The following is a 20,608-nucleotide window of genomic DNA, read 5'->3' on the forward strand; positions in this document are numbered from 1 at the left end:
GGAGGGGGCGATTTACTACCTTAAGGGCGACCACCGATATTCCCCGGTTAGTGTAATATGCTCCCATCCGAGCGGCGAGACGTGAGGCAATAGAACCAGATCGACCTGCTCACCGCGGGCAATTTGGTCGGAGACGATTTCGACGAGCTTCCATGAGTTCCAATAAATGATGATGGCAGTGAGCAGATTGAGCCCGGCAAAGCGGTGTTGCGGTCCCTCGGACGAACGGTCTCGGATTTCTCCACGCCGGTTGAAACTGACAGCTCGCTTGAGGGTATGGTGGGCTTCCCCCTTGTTCAGCCCGATCTGAGCCCGGCGCTGCAAATCAATGTACCTCAGCCAATCGAGCGTGAATATCGAGCGCTCCAGACGGACAACTTCTCTGAGAGCCAGCGCCAGGCTGTTTGACGTGGATAGGCGGCGAGTTTCCGAAGGATTTGACTCGGCACGACGGTTCCACGGGCCATACTGGCAGCGAGCCTCAGAATATCGGGTCAATTTTCACGGATCAGCTGAATGTTGATCCGCCCGCCGATCAGCAGCTGAAGAGCAGGCGGCACGTGATCAGGAGCGGGGGCGTAAATCCGCTTGTCATGGCGTCCCGCGACCGCTTCAGCATCCGCATGATCGTGTCCAGGGACGGTTCCAGGCGCCCCGTACGAAAGTCCACCAGGTTGGCGAACAGCTCCAGGAGTTCGATGGCAATAAGCCGAGTGCGCCGCTGCGTGCGCCTGGCTGCCGTGTGGCCAGCTCGCAGCGGCGCGCGGCCATGACGATCCGGCGAACCTCCTGCCGATCCGTTCGCCGCCAGAAAACGCCCTCGCAGCGGCCTGCGCCGTGACTGTGTCGTCTGATAGGTGTGCAGGCGCGGGGGATCGTTTGTCCGTCCAGGACGGCGCCCTGGGCGAAGAGCAGACCCTGACGCGATTGACATGCCTTACCCGTTCCGCAATCAACACTTTGCGTTCCCGGCAAATGCGACGCCGATCTTCGTCCTCTGGGCTTGGCGCTTTGACCATTGCGCATACACGCGCCTCACCGCGCTTGAACGCGAGCAGTGCCCCAAGCTTAGCGAGGGTGAACCAATGGATCAGCATAGCAGGCTTTTTGTCGGTTTGGACGTCTCGAAATTTGAAGATTTCTGTGGCCGTCGCTGACGGTGCGCGGGGCGGTGAAGTAAGGTTTTATGGGGACGTAGCCTCGGATCCGAACGCGGTGACGAACATCGTGGAAAAATTGGCGAAACGAGGAGCTGTCCTCCACTTCTGCTATGAGGCCGGACCGACAGGTTACGAGCTTTACCGTTAGCTTACCGGGATGGGTCACGACTGTGTGGTGGTCGCACCGTCCATGATACCAAAGCGTTCTGGTGATCGGGTGAAGACGAACCGGCGCGATGCGGTCAGCCTAGCATGGCTACTCTTGCAAGGAGGGGGCCGTCCACATATGCGCCAAGATCAGTGCGGACAGGTCTGCATTTCTGATTGAACGGGTGTGGTTTCCATAACCTACTCCTTCCGAGCGAGTGCTTTAATACAGCCTCACTCTGCCAGAGCGCCGGCCGCTGTTCACTCCTGATGGGATCTAAAGTATATTCAGCACGATGAGAGGCCCCGCCGCCAATCTGGCTGTGCAAACCCGGCCAGCTCCACCCGATTGGCGCTACCATTTGCGTACAGAATTAAATATCAATCTTGATCTTTGAGTATATATCGACATTATGGTGTCGCGTTTCTAATCTGCAATCTCTGGCTATTCTTTAAATAGCTATGACAATATGTGGTTGGAAAGCGCACAGGGTAATTCCCCTAAAGGTGGTCGCATACATGAGAATTCTTTTTATAACGTCATTTCCTCCATTTCCGATTGATCGCACTGGAGGTGGCATTAGATCAAGACTGCTTATCGATGCGCTGAAAAAAATAGGGTCGGTCGGTATCTTTTACCTAAATTACAGAGGGGCAGATCATGACATCTCACATGAACTATCTCCGCTCTTCGCTGATGGTTCGTTGATGTTGGAGCAATCTGTTAAAATCGGAGGCCAAGGAAAAATCTATGCACATGCCGATAAGGCACTTCGCGGGTTAGGAATGATATGGGGCAGAAAGCTCGCTGCGGCAGGGCTGCGGGTAGACATTGGCGCGCGTAAAGCGATCGAAGACCTAGTTGCCTCCAAAAAGTACGATCTTGTGGTGGCTAGGTTGAGTCGCCCGACGGCCGTTTCCGGCTTACTTGATGTCGACAACATCCCCCTAATAGTTGATGCCGATGATTGGGAACCCAGTCGCGTGACCACGCAGCTCAATGTGGTTCCATGGTATAATATCCTTGTAAGGGCATATCTGCATCGTATGCACGGAGGAGCAGAGTATCTGGGTCAACGGATACTAGAGCGTGCTGACCACGTTTTTCTCGCTTCGGAGACGGATACGGCGCTTATATCAAAGATTATTGCAACAACATTGCCTAATCTTCCGCTATCGAATGATGGAGGTGAGATTGTTCGGCTTTCTCAATCTGACGCGAAATCTCGTATTTTATTCGCAGTTGGTCAGTGGTCCAAGGCACAGAACTCAGATGGTATGTCGTGGTTTATAGAGAATTCTTGGCCTCTAATTCTGAGGAAGGTTCCAGAGGCTAGACTTCGTATCGCAGGGCGTGTCTCTGATGATTTGTCCAAAGTTTGGAAACGCCGAAAAAACCTGGATCTTCTCGGGTTCATTGATGATTTGACACCTGAATATGAACAGGCGGCAGCGGTTGTGGCGCCGATTACTTGGGGCGGTGGAACTAAGATCAAGGTTTTGGAAGCGTTGGCCTACGGACGTGTTCCTGTTGGGACGTCTCATGCATTTGATGGGCTGGCTGATGAGCCAATTTTAAATGACGTTGTTGTCAAAAGTGACGATGCAGAAAAGCTCGCGGACGGTGCTGTTAAATTGCTATGCGATCATGATTTTCGGTCATCACAAGAAATCATGACGTTGAAATATTACGGCGATAATTATTCAATTTCTTGCTTTAACGAAATGGTGGCGGAAACTGTGAAAAGTGTTGTACTTGCCCGCCCCTGATAGCGGTGGGGTGGCCACTAAGACAAAACGGTTTTTCGGCCCTACTCGTTAGGTCGATCACAAAGTCGACGATCTGCTTACCAAAACTCGGTCGGGTATAGACGGCCGCGCTACCACGTGCTCTTCTCCCCAACCTCGGCGTCATGGATCAATCAGGTCGAACGCTGGTTTGCGGAACTGACCCGCGAGCAGCTCTGTCGCGGCGTCCACACTTCGACAATGCCGCTCGAAGCTGACATCCGAAGCTTCATCGAACGCCATAACGAGCACCCGAAGCCCTAGAGACTGACTCGAAAAGACGTCAATAACATAATATCTTGCGAGGCGTCGGATTAGGACGCGGATGTGGGCGATGATGATCCACGCTTCTGCGGAAGCGATGGATTTCTCCCAATCCTTGACCAATCTTCGGCATCTTCCAAGCCATGCGAAGGTGCGCTCCACGACCCAGCGACGCGAAGGACTTCGAAGCCCTTGGCCTTGTCGGTGCGTTTGACGATCTGGAGAGTGAACGTAGCCATTTTTTGCAGCGCGCCCCTCAGCTTCGGTCCGGCATAACCGCCATCGGCGAAGATATGCCGGAGCCAAGGCCAACGCTTGAGAATGGTTTTGAGAACGGCATCCGCGCCGTCGCGGTCCTGAATATCGGCGCTGTGCACCATGAGGCCGACCATCAATCCGAGCGTGTCGACGACGATATGACGCCTGCGACCCTTGATCTTCCTGCCCGCATCATAGCCCGCAATACCTCCGCTTTCGGTGGTTTTCACGCTCTGGCTGTCGATCACGCCAGCAGACGGCGAGGCTTGACGGCCTTCAAGCTCGCGCGCCGCCATCACAAGATGATGGTTGATCCGTCCCCATAACCCAGTTGCTCGCCATTCGTAGAAATAGGCCTGAACTGTCGTAAACGGCGGAAAATCCTTGGGCAGCATCCGCCACTGGCAGCCCTGGAAGCAATGTAAAGCAGTGCGTTCACGATCTCCCGAAGATCGGTGCTGCGCGGCCTGCCCAAACGCCTTGGCCCAGGCAGGAAAGGCGAGATCAATCCCCATTCCCGGTCCGTCAGGTCGCTTGCATAGCGGCGCGTCGGGCATATTGCCGACGGGTGAAATCAGTCTAACCCATTGTGGTCTCCGTTCGTCCTAAGCAAACAAACAGAATCACAAATGACTGATTTCACTCAATTCTTTTTCGGTCAGGCTCTTACAGGTGGACGAAAAGCACGATGAAATGAAATGCGGCGCGACCGCTCGCGGTCAAGGAAAAAGGACCCGTTCTGCCTATTGACGAGCCCTTCTCCCTTCATCGGAGGAGTAATGAGACGGTCTCGCAAGGATGATACCGCTCTCAAGCATCAGACCACGATTTCCCGGTCTTGAACATTTCTACAAATGGATGAGCCTGCCCTACGCCCCGATACGCGCTATGACGATCGCGCGAACGCGCTTCCTGTGCCGGAAGAAGACAGGAACCCGCCCGCTCGGCTATCACCCAAAGGGATTAGTTGATTTCGTGCAGTAGTATGGCATCCTTGCGTCGGGATCGGGGGCAGTACCGAGTAGAGCCAATTCCAAATGCGGCAGCTAATACTCGCGGGCTAATGACCGCGAAAAGCTCCTTGCGGAAGGGCTCGCTTCATTGCTGAAGCGAGCCCGGCTTTTTTCGGCCCCCAAGAATATCGAGCAGTCTTCAGTCTTATACAGAATAACAGCGTCCCCGCTTGTAGGGGCGCCGGGGATACTCAGATCCTCTTCCTTCTCGGCCACCAAGCATCGGAACACGGCTCCTTCGAGGCGAACCGCGCATTCCACCCCTGACCCAGGTGGCACTCGAGACGGCCCTGCCCGCGAAAGCATGCGAAGCCCTTCACAGCAGTTCGAGGAGTTCAGCACCAACCACGCATGATCAATGCATGAAATCCCTGATCTTGTAGGCAACCTCCGTCCGGTTGGTGGCATTCAGCTTTTTCATGATGTTGCGGATGTGAACCTTTACCGTACTTTCGCAAAGCTTCATTTCATACGCGATGATCTTGTTGGCCTTGCCGCGCAGCAAGGCTTCTGCCACGACCGCTTCACGCGGCGTGAAGAGTTCATCGGTGCAGTTCATGCCGTTGCTGACAGCACTGATCACGTGCCTCGCAGCAAGAATGCTGCTCGCGGGAATGAAAATTCCCCCGGCCTGGGCCAGGCCGATCGCTTCTGCAGCAACGCCAATACTGACAGTGGTGGGTATGTAGCCTCGGGCGCCGTATTCCAGCGCTTTGAGGATTTGCGAAAGTTCGTCGCTTTCCGCCCCCACGACGACAGGGCTGGATTTGAACTTCTCGGTCAATTTCGCGATCGCTTGGCCCACATCGGCATCCGTGATCTTCTTTCCGCCGATCATCAAAAGGATGACGGCGGGATCATGCTGGATATGCTGGTTCTGCCAGTCCTCCAGCGAATTGGCGGAAATGATGTTCAAGGCCGGTTGATACTCGCGAAGGCTGCGTGACAGGCACTCCCGGTCAAGCGCCCGCGAATCGATCAGCAGCAGATACTCCGCATGCTCTTCCGTCGTGACGATATTCGCTGACGACAGACTCCGTACCGGATCCCTCGCCTTCAAGGAAATGAGGCGGGTTGTCCTTGCGATACCAGTATTTTCGCTGGTTATTTGTTGCCCGTTCATAGCCGACTCCTACTCTCAACAAAATTGGCAGCCAAAACTAGAGACCAATTTGAAATACATACGCTTTACTTGCAAATCATACGATTAGATCAAACTTTAGGGCCTGATCTAAAGTACTTTTACAGTCGTATGAAATCCAAACGCCCAACATTAAACTTGCATTAATTATAAATGTCGGCATTAACATATGTTAACCACTACTCATAAAAGATCACATCTAAAACTTATTTCTTACTGGGCAACAACATTGGCCCTAATCACTTTAGCCACAAAGAGCTACGAATATTGTGAATAATCCTCATATTTTATAGAATTATCCACAGAGGTGCCCTGTCGGCTCTTCTTTCGAATAGCCCCCAAAACACCTGGAAGTATTTCAGGAATTTACAGCCGGCGCTCCGCCGGCGGCGCCAGGTAGCTTGGGTCGAAATCGACCAGTTCCTCGAGTTTCTTCCTGTCCAGGAATTCGACGACGCCACTTTTGAATACAAGCAGGCCGCTGAGCCGCATATCTTTCAGGACGCGATTGATATGGACGGTCGAAAGACCGACGGCATCACCGATTTCGGCCTGTGTCAGCGGACATTCAAAACCATCCGCCAACTCGTGCTGGAAGACACCCAGCCGGACGGCCAGCTCGAGAAGAAGATGCGCCGTCCGGGCAAGAGCATCGCGGCGCCCGATATTCGCCATCCTTTCGGTCAGCCGGGCTTGACGGCGCACCATCTCCAGGAGCAGCGCGCGGTGCAGGTCGTTCGAAGCGCTCTCGGGCTTTCGATCGCCGAGCGCCGGCAGTTCGTAGATGCGGATGTTGGAGAGCGCCTGCATCGTCTCGCGCGACAATTCCGCCGAAGCAGTCCACACGATATCGCCGGGAAGCGAAAAATCGGACACCATGCGTGTGCCATTTGGAAGCAGCTTCCAGGATATTATCCAGCCGCTGATCAGATAGAAGATGCGGGCCCGGCGATTTCCGACCTCGAAGATCGTTTCGCCAGCTTGGTAACCGCGGTACGCTCCCCCCGCAAATTCGCGACGCTTGAGATGACGACTTGCCGAAAGCTCATATTCCGCGGTGGTCAGTGTTACCATTCCCCAAACCCCGTAAGCGAACATCCGCTTTGACTGAACAAAAGTATAATCTTAAGGTTGGAAAATACACAATATCATGCGTCTTTTGCCGTGTCGCTTACTCCATATTGCTTAAGTTGCTTGGGAGCGCGGTGTTGCAGCCTGCCGCAGGACTTTACGCGCATACATTGAATCTTTTGCGGGCGACGGGAAACAACGCTCCGCTGTGATCGGCAAGCCAGGGGAACATCTGGTCTTTCAATGCGGAATTCAACGGGGGCCGGCCGCAATGCCTCGCACGTCGTCCGACATCGGATATTCGCTGATCAGGCCTGGCCGCAGCGCAAATCGCAAGCGCCGCATTCCCGTTTCCGCACAGTCCATCGTGAGATTATATCTTTCCTCATCAATACCTTGGGCGAGCGCGGCTTTTAGAAGAGCAGGAATTTCGCTCGTCACATGCTCTTCATCCACAAAATAGGCTTCGCGCCCGACGGAGCGGAAGAAGCCCTCGACCTTTTTATCCCAGCTAAGTCCGACATGCGCAATGCGCAAGGAATAGGCGGCGATGCAGGCGTGGAGGCGATGGGAAACGATGGCATCTGCGGCATTCAGCAGCCGCAGCAACTGCCCTACGTCCGCGGGCCGATCGGCAAGATGGAGTACGCCTGAGGTAAGATGACGTACCATCGAGCCTTCGTTCACGATCGTCCTCGCGAAAATGTGATCTTCCGTGGCGCCGTTGCAGAACAGCATGACGCTGAATCCGTCCTCGATCAGCGCGTTTACTAGCTTGCGGTACCCAGCCGCATCCCCAAGCGGTATCGGGCCCGTCTGGCTGGCATGCCGCGTGAGCACGACCGGTTCCGTGACGCAGATGGCGACCGTCTTTCCCGCGCTCGGTACGCGCGTCGTATCGGCTATCTGGGCGATCAGGAGCCCCGGATCAGGGATGATGTCCGGAACTGGACCGGCCGGAAAATGACGGCGCCAGCTATCGTAAGCAAACCTGTCGCGCACCGAGACGTGCAGCAGCCGCACGCCGCCGATGCGGGCGAACAGTCGCCTGGCTGGCTCTGACCAATCGGAGCTTACGCCGACAGCATAAATCCCAAGCGGGCGGTCGAAGCGCCGAACGCAATCCAGAACTGTTCCGATCTTTAACGGGAAATTCAGGTCGTCGTCCTGGAACAGATTGCCGCCTCCGATGACGACTGCATCCGCCGCGGCAATCTTCCGTTCCCATTCCCCACGCAGCCGCCGGAGCGCTCGCCGGACGACGAACCCGACAGCCAGCCGCCGCGCAGGCTTTGGCAACCTTTGAAGCAGCTTGAGCAGATGCCGGCGCCGGCTGCTATTTGCACCGCCGAACCCGGGACGACCGGCAAGATCGACAGTCTCCACCTCGATGCCGCCGCCCGTTTGCGAAAGGCCGTGCTCGATGCACAGAGCCAATATGCCGTCGCCAAGGTTCTCGCTGTACTTGACGTTGAAGACGACGATCTTGAAGGGCATGCTGCTCATGACCGCCTCTCCAGTAAGCTCATGGTACTAGAGGCAGAGGCCCTCGCGCGGAGCGGATAGGGCGCAGCCAGGGCGGTCGTGGCCCCGGCAAGAATGTAGATCATCAGCCCGAGATCATAGACAGTTGCGGATATGGAAGCCGTGACCAGCACCGCCAGGATCCCCATTTTCGCGGCGCGTATCGCCGCACCGCATTCATTCAACTGCGACGACCCAATGGGCGGCTTCAACGACAGTACGGACCATATGAACAGCGCGAACAAAAACGCGCCGAGCACCCCCATATTGGACAGCAGCACCAGCACGAAGCTGGAAGCCCGTGCACTGCCCAGCCCCGCACCGAAACCTAACGTGTCGCGGAACGTCTTGTAGGCAACGGCATTCCAGTCCGCACGCTCTTGTCCCGACTGGCTGTCGGCTTTCGAAAACAGCATCTCGTCGAAGAAGCCGGCAACGCCTGCCGAAAGTCCGGGCAGCGTCGCCAGGACAAGAAACACGATGAGCGGGGCCGCCGCGAGCGAGCCGGCAATAAAGAGCGCCGGCTGGCGAGATCGGTCAGCGGGCGACCGGAAAAACGACCGCAAGAAAAGGACCGGAACAATAATCGCCAGACCGATAAGCCCCGTCGCCGATGTCGAAAAGAGCAATGCGATGAACAGAAGCCACGTCAAAGGGCCGATTGCCCGGCCACGGACGCCTTCGAGCCAGAGGCTGGCGATGATGGCAAACAGCACCAGCGTATAGCCAGCAAATGCCGATGCTTCCGGAAAAGTCCCCGAAATCCTCTTCAGCCCGCCCTTTTCGGCAGCGGTCAGCAGCGCGTAGTTTGCCGTCCTGACAAACCCGAGCAAATATTCGGTCCGCGTGAAATAGGTGACGATATCGGCCAGTGCGAAGCTCAATGTCACCGTCGCGGTGACCAACACGGCTTTGATGAGATCGTCATGCGCGCCTGCGCGCCTAAAGAAGGCAAAGGTGCTGGCGAACGCCACCAGGCCGCCCACGGCATAGACGGTCTGCGTTATATTGCTCGACGAGGCACGCAGCGGCACGAGCGAGATTATGTTTCGCAGGCCGACCGACCGCTCGACGATCATGGTTTCCGTCATTCCTTGAAACAACCGCGGAAAGAACAATGCCGTAAACAGTCCGAAGACCGTCAATACCAACAGGATGAATCCAGCGCGCGACGGAGAGACTGCAGCGAAGATCTGTCCCTCGCCGAATGCCATGAAGATGCGTAGAACGAAAAACAGCAGAAAGAGGTTGGGCACCAGGATTGACGCTCCGCCCATTCCGGGCAGCGCAATGGCCGCCGCCGCGCCGAATGCAGTCGACAGCATCATCCATGTGAAAGAATGCCTGACCGGGGCGAACACCAGAATTGCCCCCAGCACAATGGTCATCAGCCCAATGAATTCGACCCGCATCCACCGCACCCAGTTTTCCTCAACAGAAAGCTATCATGCGCCGAAGCGGCTTGTATTTACGTCCGCCTTAAGCCCTTTGCGGTAGTCCTTCGGTCGAATTGGGCCCTTTCCCGCGAAAGTGCGCGTCAGTACGGTCCGCGGCATGAGAACGTTTACGCTCAAAACCTGTCTTCGTCGTACAGGCTGGCCGCGATCGTCTGGCCGCCGGCTGGGCATCGTGATCGCTGCCGCGCTTCTGTGCGCCGGCCTGGCAAATGCCGAAGACTGCGTGCCCGGCGACACCGGCGATCAAATCGATACCGAGGAGATGAAGCTCACTTTCGAAGACAACTTCGACGATCTCAGCGTGTCGGCCTGGGGCCCTGGAACCCGCTGGATCGCTCATACGCCGTGGTCCGGCGATTTCGGCGGCGCCCGTTTTGCCAATCCCGAACTCGGTTTTCCGTTTGTCGTCACCGACGGCGTTCTGCGCATCGAGGCGGCCCGCAACGCCCAGGGCGATTGGCGTTCCGGGCTGCTTGCCTCCGTTGACCCCAAGGGAATTGGCTTTTCGCAGTGCTACGGATATTTCGAGACGCGCGCCCAGCTGCCCATCGGGCCTGGCGTGTGGCCAGCTTTCTGGCTGATTGGCAAGGATAGGTCGAAATCGACCGCCGAGATCGATGTTCTTGAATTCTACGGAGACAAACCGGAAGGATATTCTTCGACCGTCCATGTCTGGCACCGCGGTGGCGGGCATTATTCGGATTTCTCGCGCATCGAGGTGTTCCGCGACGCAAGGCCCACCGACTTTCATACATATGGCGTGAAAATAGATTCCGAATTCATCCGCATGTATTTCGACGAGAAGCTGGTCTGGAAAACTAAAACCCAGCCGGAGCACCGCCAGCCGATGTATATCCTTGTCAATCTGGGACTGGCGAAAGACGCTGGCGAAATGAACGTTCCCGATCCTTCGCATATGTTCGTGGATTACGTCCGGGCTTATAGCGTCAGGTGACGCTCCGCATGGACCGCAGGCTCACCCTCGCATCCGATCAATTATCCATCCGCACTTTAAAAACACGCATGTATCACAAGGCGTTAGCAGAGGTGCGCGGGCGCCTGCCACATGGGACAGGGTATGGGAAAACCGGCCCTCTAAGACTTTCGTGCACTTGCTGTCATCCCAATGATCAACTGGCGATTTTCCTCGATCATGAAATCCTGTCTCCTCATTCTTTCGATGGCACGATCTCCTGCAGGGCAATGATTGGGGGCAAATCAGTGACTGATCCGGCGTTTCTTGAAACGAACGAAGCCGATGTTGTTGTGTCTTATGACCGGGACCGCTCTCTCCAGGACATCGTACGTCAGCAGGCTCGCATCGCTCCGCAGGCGACGGCGATTGTCTTCGGCGACGAGCGTCTCACCTACGATGAGCTCGACAGATTGTCCGACGCCCTGGCGGGACACCTCGCGGAGCTTGGAATCCGAAAGGGCGATGTCGTGGGCATGCTTCTTCCGCGCGCGCTCAATACCGTCATTTGCATGCTTTCGATCCTGAAGGCCGGCGGCGTCTATGTACCGCTCGATCCGGCCTATCCCGAAGAGCATCTCGCCTATGTCGCCGCCGAGTGCGCCCCCAAGGTTGTCTTCGTCGATGCGGAATCCGCTGGAAGGGCTAGCTCCGTCCCCGACCTGCGCGGCACAATCATCGATGCAGGAGTTGTGATTGGAAGGCTCGCACACAGCGCCGTCGCCAAACGGCCGGCCATCGAGGTCACTGGCAGCGACCCGGCTTACATCATGTACACGTCCGGTTCCACGGGCCGGCCGAAGGGCGTTACGATTGCCCACCGCAGCATCGCGCGGGTCGTCCTCGATCAGAACTATATCGATTTCAGACGTGACGACGTCATCCTTCACGCCGCTACAATCGCCTTTGACGCGACGACCTTCGAAATCTGGGGCGCGCTGCTGAACGGATGCACGGTCGCCGTCATGCCCGATGCCGATTTCTCCCTGGCGCGCCTTGCAGGCGTCATGCGTGACACCGGCGTCAGTATGACCTTTCTCACCACGGGGCTGTTCAATCTCTTCGCGGACTATGCAGGGGGCGATCTGCCGAGGCTGCGCCATGTGCTTTTCGGCGGCGACGTGGGCTCTCCAGTGCATGCCCGGCGATTTCTCCAGCGCTATCCCGGCTGCCGGCTGAGCAACGCCTACGGCCCGACCGAAACTACCGTGTTTGCAGCGGCCTTCACCGTACCGCCAGGCTTTGCGGAGGCGGAGCTGCCGATCGGCAAGGCGATCGCCCATACCGGGATCTGCATTTTGGACGAGGAATTGCGGGAACTTCCGCCCGGCCGCGAGGGGCAGCTTGCGATATCCGGCGACGGCTTGGCGATCGACTATTTCCGTTGTCCGGAGCGCACCGCGGAAAAATTCGTCATGGTCGCCAAGGAGGCCGGCCCGAAACGCTGCTATCTGACCGGCGATATCGCCCTTCTCCAGCCCGACGGCACGGTAAGCTTCAAGGGACGCCGCGACCGGCAGGTCAAGATCAACGGCAAGCGCATCGAGCTTGACGAGATCGAGACCGCACTGAGGAACGACCCGGCACTCTCCGACGCCATCGTTCTCTGCCACCTCCAGGGTCCCACCCTGAAACGTATCGTCGCCTATCTGCGCCCGCACGCGGAAACTGCGCTTGGCGATCCGGCTTTCGCACAAGAGGTCATGTCGAGGCTGCGCGCCACACTTCCGGTCTACATGATTCCGAGTGCGACCGTCGTGGTCGATGCATTCCCGCTCACCCCGGCCGGCAAGGTCGACCGCGCGAGCCTCCTCCCGCCGCCGGTCGAGGCCGCCCGGCCCGATGCGGACGCCGTGGCAAGCACGCAAGCGGAAACGCTACTGACGCAGCTCTGGAGCGAGGCGTTGGGTGCCGAAGGGATCGATCTCGACAGAAACTTCTTCGATCTCGGCGGCACCTCTCTCCAGCTTCTGCAGGTGCATGCGGGACTGGAAGCAAGGCTCGGGCGCGCCGTGGATGTCGTCGCACTGTTCAAGCATTCGACCATCCGCGAGCTTGCCCGCCATATCGAGGGCAAATCCCAGAACACCGCGCGATCCATCGCCGCTGCCCAGCGAGCGGCACTTCAGAGGAAAACCATGTCCCAGTTCCGAAGGAGCGCTTCATGACGGGAATTCACGAAACCGCCCACTCCGATCTCGATCGAATTGATATCGAGGACGATCAGGGTCCGGGCGGCATCGCGATCATCGGCATGTCCGGGCGCTTCCCGGGCGCACCCTCCGTGGAAGCGCTTTGGGAGCTCGTCCGTGACGGCCGGAATGCCTTTTCGATATTCGCGCCGGACGAAATCGAAGATTGCTTCACCGACGAAGAACGCGCCGCCGCAAATTATGTCGCTGCCCGCCCGCATCTTCCGGACGTGGACATGTTCGACGCAGAATTCTTCGGCATGTTTGCACGCGAGGCAGCACTCACCGATCCGCAGCATCGCGTCTTCCTGGAAATCTGCTGGGAAGCGCTCGAAAACGGCGGCTACGATCCGCATCGCTATCCGGGCATGATCGGCGTCTTTGCCGGCTCGTCGATGCCGACCTATCTGATCAACAACGTCCTTGGCGATCGTGCCAAGGCGGAGGAATTCGCCTCCAATTATCAGATCGGCTGTTTTCAGCAGCTCGTAGGAGCGCTCAACGACGCGCTCGCGACTCGTATTGCCTACAAGTTCGATCTGCGCGGCCCCGCCTTCACGCTGCAATCGGCCTGCTCGACCTCGCTACTTGCCGTGTCGCAGGCCTGCCAGAACCTACAGACCTATGCTTGCGACATGGCGCTCGCTGGCGGCGTGTCCATCACGCTGCCGCAAAAACGGGGGTATATCTACCAGGAAGGCGGCATGGCTTCGGCCGACGGCACCTGCCGGCCGTTCGATGCGAACGCGGATGGAACCGTCTTTGCAAGCGGCGCAGGCGTCGTACTCCTGAAGAGGCTGGAAGACGCGCGAAGGGACCGCGATCGCATCTTCGCAGTCATCCGCGGCTACGGCATTAACAATGATGGCTCCGACAAGGTCGGTTTCACCGCACCGAGCGTCCGCGGACAGGCCGAGGCGATCTCCGCCGCCCTGGCAAATGCAGGAGTGCCAGCCGCATCAATCGGATACGTCGAATGCCACGGGACAGCGACGCCCCTGGGCGATCCCATCGAGTTCGGCGGCCTGAAGGAGGCCTATCTCGACATTGCGGACGCGCGGGAGAGCTGTGCGCTCGGTTCAGTGAAGGGCAATGTCGGGCATATGGACTGTGCTGCAGGCGTATCCGGTCTCATCAAGACAGCGCTGATGCTTCATCGCGGCAAGATTCCGCCGATGCCCAACTATAGCCGCCCCAATCCTCGGCTCAATATCGAGGAGAGCCCGTTTTATATTCCCACCGAAATGACGGACTGGCCGGCACAGGGACATCCGCGCCGCGCAGGCGTCAGCGCCTTCGGCGTCGGCGGCACGAATGTCCACGTCATTCTCGAAGAAGCGATTGGCGAAGACCGCGAGGCATGCTCAGACGTCACCAAGCCGTACATCCTGCCGCTGTCGGCACGCGATCCGGCAGCCTTGTCGGCTATGCGCGCCAATCTCAGCGCTCACCTGACCGAGCGCCCGGAGATTTCGCTCGCAGACGTCGCCGCAACGCTGCAGAACGGCAGATGCGAGTTCAGCCATCGCTTTGCGATATCGGCCCGGACCGTCGAAGAGGCGCGGGAAAAGCTCGGCCCGGAACGCACTGCGGATTCCATCGCCTCGGACGCCCCTCCGGTCGCGTTCATGTTTCCGGGACAAGGCGCGCAATATGTCGGCATGGGTGCTGGACTCTATGACAGCGAACCGGAATTCGCACGCTGGATCGACAGGGGCGCCGAACTGCTGAAGCCTATGCTCGGCCTTGATCTTCGGATTTTCATCTGCCATTCCGGACCGGTGCCGGAGTCAATGGCTGACGAACAGCGCAACACGCGCATCGCTCAACCATGCCTCTATCTCGTCGAATATGCGCTGGCACGGCTGTGGATGAGCCGAGGCCTCAGGCCTTACGCGATGATCGGCCATAGCGTCGGCGAGTTCGTAGCAGCAACGCTTGCCAACGTGATTTCTTTCGAAGATGGACTCCGGCTTGTCTCCAGCCGCGGGCGTCTCATGCAAAGCCAGCCGCAAGGCGCGATGGTTTCGGTTCGGGCCGACGCGCAAACCGTCTCCGCTTACCTGAAAGGCGATGTCGAGATCGCCGCCGTCAACGCTCCGAAGCTGTCGGTTATCTCCGGCCCGTTCGCGGAGATCGACGAGGTTTGTTCAGCGCTCGAAGCTGGCGGCATTGCCTTCAGCCGCCTGCACACGTCGCATGCCTTCCATTCGCCGATGATGGACGAGGCGGCAGCCGCACTTTACGAGGAGACAGCCAAGGTAACCTACGGAACCGCAACGGTTCCCTATATCTCTTGCGTGACCGGAGACTGGCAGACGGCGCAACAGGGCACTTCGCCGGATTACTGGGCCAGGCACTGCCGCGACGCCGTTCATTTCGCCGCTGGCCTCGCAAAGCTTTGCGACGGGAGGAAACCCATACTCCTGGAGGTTGGTCCAGGGCGGACGCTCTCCGTATTTGCTTCGCAGACCGTTGCACGGGACAGTCTGAATACCGTGATCCAGTCTCTGCCCGAACACGATCGCGCGCCCGAAGCTGCCGATGTCTTCGCCGGCGCCCAAGGCAGATTGTGGATGGCTGGCTGCGTCCTTGAATGGCCGGAACTGCCCAACGGCGCAACGGCACACCTTGATCTGCCGGTCTACCCGTTCCAGCGCCAGCGTCACTGGATCGATGCGCCTCCATCGGCGCGCCGCAATGCAGGCTCTTACGCGCTGTCTCGCTCCGAGCTGCAAATCGTGGTCGAACCTTCGGCTGCGATCCAAATGCCGGCAACTGTCAGCGTCGCTCCAACGAACGCCCCCTCTTCCGCCGATCGTATCCCTGCGCTTGAATGCGAACTGCTGGCCACTCTCGCCGAGATGTCGGGCAATGCATTGAGGCCGGCCGACGTCGCCGCGACATTTATCGAGCTGGGCTTCGATTCCCTCTTCATCGGGCAATTCGCGCAGAGGATCGAGAAGGACTACCGGGTCAAGATTTCGTTCCGCGATCTTCTGAGCACCATTCCGTCGATCGCCAACCTGGCGAAACATCTCGATGAGAAAATGCCGGAGAAAGCGCCGGCAGCATCTCCGCCGCCTGCGGCGCATCTTCTTGCACCAGCGGCGGTTTTTGCCGCGTCGGAGATGCCTTTTGCGCCTACCCCTTCGCCGTCCGGATCGATGGGCGAAGTGCAGGCCCTCATTCAATCGCAGATTCAACTGCTCCAATCACTCTTCGCCCAGCAGCTCCAGTTGCTGCAATCCTCGGCGACCTCTCCACCGGTGGCGGTGGCAGAAAGCGCCGCAACCGTAAGCCTGCCGCAGGCGGCACTATCAATTGCTCCGGCTCCAGCTGCTGCTGCCCCGTCCGAAGCGGTAGATGCGCCGGTCACGCCCGCAGAAAGGCTGGAATCCGTCCCGCTCACGGAAGCTCAGACGGAGATCTGGCTGGCAGCCCAGACCGGCGATGAAGCGTCCTGCTCCTTTAACCTGTCCATTTCGCTGACGCTGGACGGCGAGTTCGACGAAGCTGCCTTTTCAAAGGCACTGAGCCTTGTGACGGATCGTCATGATGCGCTTCGAATCCGCTTCAGTCGCGCTGGCGATTACTTCCGCTTCGCCGACGATTTCGCGCTGAAGGCGCCGCTGGTGGATTTCGCCGGCCGGCCCGACGGCGAAGCGCAGCTTCGGGAGATGCTCGACGAGGATGCAAGGACGCCCTTCGACCTCGTCGACGGCCCGCTTGCCCGCGCCTTCATCGCGCGTCTGGCAGTCGACAAGCATGTCTTCGTCTTCAGCGGACACCACATCATCTGCGACGGCTGGTCGATCAGCGTGCTTCTCGACGAGCTAGCGATGGCCTATGCGGCTTTCCGCAACGGCGAGACACCGCAATTCGAGCCGGCGCTCTCCTTTGCCACCTATGCGACGAAGCTTGCGCCCACACCCGAAAAATCCGAGAAGGACGAGCAGTTCTGGCTCGATCAGTTCAAGGAGATTCCGGAACTGCCGGAACTGCCGCTGGACCGGACGCGGCCCGAACATCGCAACTTCGCCAGTGGTACCTGCACGGGCTACATCGAGGGCGATGTCTACAAGGCGCTGAAAAAAGCTGGAGCGCAGTCCGGCGCAACGCTGTTTTCAACCTTGCTGGCGATGCTGCAGGTCGTCGTCTCCCGGCTTTCCAGGCAGGAGGACATCGTGATTGCGGTTCCTGCAGCCGGTCAGAACCTGATCGGAGAAGCGATCCTTTTCGGCCATTGCGTCAATCTCCTGCCAATCCGCCAGACCGTCGCATCACAGACGAGCTTCTGCGAGCATCTGAGGGCAACGCAGCGGCTTGTTCTGCAGGCGGTAGAGCATCAGTCCTGCACCTATGGCACGCTCGTGCGCAAACTCGGCGTAAAGCGGGATTCGCGCCGCCTGCCATTGACGGAAATCCAGTTCAATCTGGACCACACCGCAGCAGATCAGCCCTTCGGGAACCTGACGGCAAACATGGCCAACAACGTGAAGGGCTTTTCCAATTTCGACATGTTCTTTTGCGCGTTCGAAGAAGAAAACGCCGTCCGCATCGATGTCGAATACAATGCGGAGGTCTTCGACCGATCGACGATCGAGCGCTGGATCCAGCATTTCGCAACGCTCGCCGAAGCGCTGTCCAAGAACATCGACGTCGAGATCTCGAGGCTGCCGTTATTGAGCGACGACGAACGCGGCTGGCTGATCGACGGCTTGAACGACACGGCGGCAAACTATCCGCGAGATGAGCACGTGGTCTCCCTCTTCGCCCGCAAGGCGTCGAAGCAGCCCGATGCGATTGCAGCCGAACATGGCGGCCGCTCCATCACTTACGGCAGGCTGGAAGCCCGCTCCAATCAGTTTGCCCGATATATTCAAGAGGCGATTCCCGAGCCCGGCCAGCGCATCGCACTGCTCGTCGACCGGTCGCTAGACATGGTCGTGGCGCTGCTGGCGATCATGAAGGCCGGGCACACCTACGTGCCCATGGATCTTTCCCATCCTGAAGAGCGCCTCTGCCAGACCCTCGACGTCGCGCGCGTCGGCGGCCTGATATGCGACAGCGATGCCATGGCGTCCCTCGCCCCCGCAAACATTCCCGTTATTCGCATCGACGAGGAAGCAAAGGCGGTAGGCCGAATGACCAGCACTGCGCTTGACGCTCTGCCGCCCGATTCCGCTGCCCCTGCATATGTCATCTTTACCTCCGGCTCGACCGGGGCACCCAAGGGCGTCGAAGTGTCCCATCGGGCGCTGACGAACTTCCTCCTCTCCATGGCGAAGGAGCCCGGCTTCACCGATCGGGATACGATCCTTGCGGTGACGACGATCTCGTTCGACATCGCGGGGCTCGAGCTCTACCTGCCGCTCGTTACCGGTGGGAAGATGGTGATTGCCGACCGGCAGCAGGTGCAGGATGGCTTCGCCATTGTCGATCTCGTGGAAAAGAGCGGTGCGACCGTGCTTCAGGCGACCCCCGCGCTCTGGCAGATGCTTGTCGAGGCCGGCCTCGAGGACAAACCGCACCTCAAGATGCTGTGCGGCGGAGAGCCCATGCCGAAAGAACTCGCCAAATCCCTGCTGAAAATCGGCGGCGAGCTCTGGAACATGTATGGCCCGACGGAGACGACGGTCTGGTCGTCCGTCGCGCGCATTTCCGACGCGGAGGCACCGATCACCATCGGCCATCCGATTGCCAATACCCAGCTTTACATCGTCGACCGCAACAACGACATCGCGCCCATCGGCGTCACCGGCGAGCTGTGCATTGGCGGCGACGGCCTGGCGAACGGCTACTTCGACCGGCTGGATCTGACCGAGAAGGCCTTCGTTCCGATCTCCTTCGGCTCGAACCGGCCAACGCGGCTCTATCGGACCGGCGATGTCGGACGCCGTCTTGCGAACGGTTCGCTGCAACTGCTCGGACGCCGAGACCAGCAGATCAAGCTCCGCGGCTTCCGCATCGAACTCGGCGATATCGAAGCCGTCGTTTCGAAGGCTCCCGGCGTGCGCCAATGCGCGGTCGTCGCTGCGGAGAAAAAGAGTGACGGCAAATTGCTCGTTGGATACATCGTACCGGAAGCAGGCGCCGAGCCGAGCGCAGCCGAGCTCTCGGACTTCGTCACGGCGAAGCTGCCCCGCTACATGGTGCCGACCTACTGGGTGACCGTCAGCGAACTGCCGCAGACAGGCAACGGCAAGCTCGATCGCAAGACGTTGCAGCAGCGTGGAATTCCTGCCCACAGCACCGAGGCAAAAAAGACCAAACCGCGCACTCCAATGGAAGAGCAACTAGCGGCTATTTGGCAGGACATACTCGGCAGCCAGGATATCGGCGTGGACGACAATCTCTATGCGCTTGGAGCCGACTCCCTCACGATTTTCCGCATGGCAGCGCGCATGCTGGACGCCAATCTCCCGCTGGAAGCCAAGCACCTCTTGCGCTACCCATCTATCGCGCAATTGGCCAGGTTTGCCGAACAGCAGATCCGGCGGCGAGAGAAGCTGTCCAAACGCCTGTCCTCAATGTGGTGCAGCGTCTTGAACGTTGACCAACTGCAGCCTGATGACGATTTCTTTGCCGTCGGCGGCAACTCCGTTCTCGCAGCAAAACTCCTGCAGGAAGTAGAGGCGGCCTACAAGATCGTTCCAAATCCCGAAATGATTTCCAAATTTCGGACATTCCAGGATTTCACGGCAAAAATCGCCAAGACACTGGAAGGCGTTGACACGGAGTCGTCCCTTTGGGAATTGGTGACATGCAAGACAGGCAGCAGCGATGCTGTTGTCTATACGTTCAATCATCCATTCCTGTATTACGCGCTCGCCACCGAGATCGACGACAGCATTTCCGTTCACAACCTGAACATGTTCAGCGCTGATTTGACGAGCGCACCGGCGGATATGTCGGTGGAAGATATAGCCAGACAAGCGATCGAAGCGATGAAAATTCCGGTGGGAACCCGTCGTTTGGCCCTGGTCGGTCTGTGTGTGAACGGCATTTTGGTCATGGAGATCAGCCGGCAGTTGCGCGAAAGCGGTATAGACGTGCGCTGTACCGCTGCCATCGATAGCTGGTGCCCCACATTCGTATCATCGCTGCCCAAGAGCCGCCTAATGTGGTGGCAGACGGAGAGGCGCGCGAAGCGGGTCTTGCACTTCACCAGCAAGCTTGTGAAGGGGGACATTACCACCCTGGATTACTTCAGGCACTTCAACATCTCATGGAAGCTGATGCAGCTTCTTCACGTGAAAAGTGCCGAACCTTTGGAATCAGATCGCGCCAATGCGATGGTCACTGCGTTCATGAATTCCGCAGCCGCGCATCACAATGACCCGGCGATCAGAGATTCATCAATTGTCCTGGTGCGCAGTCAGGCGCACAATAGCCGGGCACGAAAGTTGAGGTTCGGCTGGAGGAACGCCGTCGCCGAGGACACGCCAGTGCTCGACCTGGAAGGCTGGCATGAGGACTCGCTGATAGATTCCGGCAAGGCTCTGGCAAGTCTCATATCCGCGCGGCTTGGAGTCTCCTCGGACGTGTCATCAGGGGGAATAGCTCGCTGAGCGCAATCCGTCAGACGTTCGTCTATTTTGGGAGCACGCGTGGATG

At 58.3% G+C, this 20,608-nt stretch carries 8 protein-coding genes and 5 pseudogenes; 6 read left to right on the top strand and 7 right to left on the bottom strand.

Going from position 1 to position 20,608, the window contains the following annotated elements; genetic code table 11:
* Positions 1-15 precede the first annotated feature (15 nt).
* Both QA644_RS13245 and QA644_RS13250 read right to left on the bottom strand, forming a co-directional pair.
* Positions 16-548, bottom strand: a pseudogene (locus QA644_RS13245) (Tn3 family transposase); the annotation flags it as partial.
* A gap of 369 nt (positions 549-917) precedes the next feature.
* Positions 918-1,058 (bottom strand): annotated as a pseudogene (locus QA644_RS13250) (IS110 family transposase); the annotation flags it as partial.
* 27 nt (positions 1,059-1,085) lie between these two features.
* On the opposite strand from QA644_RS13250, the pseudogene QA644_RS13255 reads away from it, so the two are divergent.
* From QA644_RS13255 to QA644_RS13265, 3 genes and pseudogenes are all read left to right on the top strand, one after another.
* Positions 1,086-1,413 (top strand): annotated as a pseudogene (locus QA644_RS13255) (transposase); the annotation flags it as partial.
* Between the two features lie 413 nt (positions 1,414-1,826).
* Positions 1,827-3,077 (top strand): glycosyltransferase family 4 protein, encoded by a 1,251-nt coding sequence (locus tag QA644_RS13260; RefSeq protein WP_283068900.1) that lies wholly within the window; start codon positions 1,827-1,829, stop codon positions 3,075-3,077.
* A gap of 99 nt (positions 3,078-3,176) precedes the next feature.
* Positions 3,177-3,359 (top strand): annotated as a pseudogene (locus QA644_RS13265) (IS630 family transposase); the annotation flags it as partial.
* A gap of 30 nt (positions 3,360-3,389) precedes the next feature.
* Here the strand turns inward: QA644_RS13265 and QA644_RS13270 are convergent.
* From QA644_RS13270 to QA644_RS13290, 5 genes and pseudogenes are all read right to left on the bottom strand, one after another.
* Positions 3,390-4,205, bottom strand: a pseudogene (locus QA644_RS13270) (IS5 family transposase); the annotation flags it as partial.
* Positions 4,206-4,985: 780 nt separating this feature from the next.
* Positions 4,986-5,753: a response regulator transcription factor gene (locus tag QA644_RS13275; RefSeq protein WP_194727711.1), complete on the bottom strand. Its 768-nt coding sequence runs from the start codon at positions 5,751-5,753 to the stop codon at positions 4,986-4,988.
* Between the two features lie 384 nt (positions 5,754-6,137).
* Positions 6,138-6,845 carry a Crp/Fnr family transcriptional regulator gene (locus tag QA644_RS13280; RefSeq protein WP_283068901.1) on the bottom strand — a complete coding sequence of 236 codons (708 nt, stop codon included), beginning with the start codon at positions 6,843-6,845 and terminating at the stop codon, positions 6,138-6,140.
* Positions 6,846-7,094: 249 nt separating this feature from the next.
* Positions 7,095-8,348, bottom strand: a complete 1,254-nt coding sequence (locus tag QA644_RS13285) for a polysaccharide pyruvyl transferase family protein (RefSeq protein ID WP_283068902.1) — start codon at positions 8,346-8,348, stop codon at positions 7,095-7,097.
* Positions 8,345-9,778 (bottom strand): hypothetical protein, encoded by a 1,434-nt coding sequence (locus QA644_RS13290; protein WP_283072381.1) that lies wholly within the window; start codon positions 9,776-9,778, stop codon positions 8,345-8,347. The genes QA644_RS13285 and QA644_RS13290 overlap by 4 nt, the downstream gene beginning before the upstream one ends.
* A 142-nt stretch (positions 9,779-9,920) precedes the next feature.
* On the opposite strand from QA644_RS13290, the gene QA644_RS13295 reads away from it, so the two are divergent.
* From QA644_RS13295 to QA644_RS13305, 3 genes are all read left to right on the top strand, one after another.
* Positions 9,921-10,778, top strand: coding sequence for a glycoside hydrolase family 16 protein (locus QA644_RS13295; RefSeq protein ID WP_283068903.1), 858 nt, complete (start codon positions 9,921-9,923; stop codon positions 10,776-10,778).
* A gap of 266 nt (positions 10,779-11,044) precedes the next feature.
* Positions 11,045-12,964 carry a non-ribosomal peptide synthetase gene (locus QA644_RS13300; RefSeq protein ID WP_283068905.1) on the top strand — a complete coding sequence of 640 codons (1,920 nt, stop codon included), beginning with the start codon at positions 11,045-11,047 and terminating at the stop codon, positions 12,962-12,964.
* Positions 12,961-20,562 carry a non-ribosomal peptide synthetase/type I polyketide synthase gene (locus tag QA644_RS13305; RefSeq protein WP_283068907.1) on the top strand — a complete coding sequence of 2,534 codons (7,602 nt, stop codon included), beginning with the start codon at positions 12,961-12,963 and terminating at the stop codon, positions 20,560-20,562. Before QA644_RS13300 ends, QA644_RS13305 begins: the two co-directional genes overlap by 4 nt.
* The last annotated feature ends 46 nt before the right edge of the window (positions 20,563-20,608 follow it).

It is taken from the genome of Rhizobium sp. CC1099, assembly GCF_029714385.1.
GTDB lineage: Bacteria > Pseudomonadota > Alphaproteobacteria > Rhizobiales > Rhizobiaceae > Rhizobium.

Bases quoted from the DNA above. Each gene is read 5' to 3' on its own strand.
- QA644_RS13280 (WP_283068901.1), bottom strand. From the start codon at position 6,845: ATGGTAACACTGACCACCGCGGAATATGAGCTTTCGGCAAGTCGTCAT.
- QA644_RS13290 (WP_283072381.1), bottom strand. From the start codon at position 9,778: ATGCGGGTCGAATTCATTGGGCTGATGACCATTGTGCTGGGGGCAATT.
- QA644_RS13305 (WP_283068907.1), top strand. From the start codon at position 12,961: ATGACGGGAATTCACGAAACCGCCCACTCCGATCTCGATCGAATTGAT.
- QA644_RS13295 (WP_283068903.1), top strand. From the start codon at position 9,921: ATGAGAACGTTTACGCTCAAAACCTGTCTTCGTCGTACAGGCTGGCCG.
- QA644_RS13260 (WP_283068900.1), top strand. From the start codon at position 1,827: ATGAGAATTCTTTTTATAACGTCATTTCCTCCATTTCCGATTGATCGC.
- QA644_RS13275 (WP_194727711.1), bottom strand. From the start codon at position 5,753: ATGAACGGGCAACAAATAACCAGCGAAAATACTGGTATCGCAAGGACA.
- QA644_RS13285 (WP_283068902.1), bottom strand. From the start codon at position 8,348: ATGAGCAGCATGCCCTTCAAGATCGTCGTCTTCAACGTCAAGTACAGC.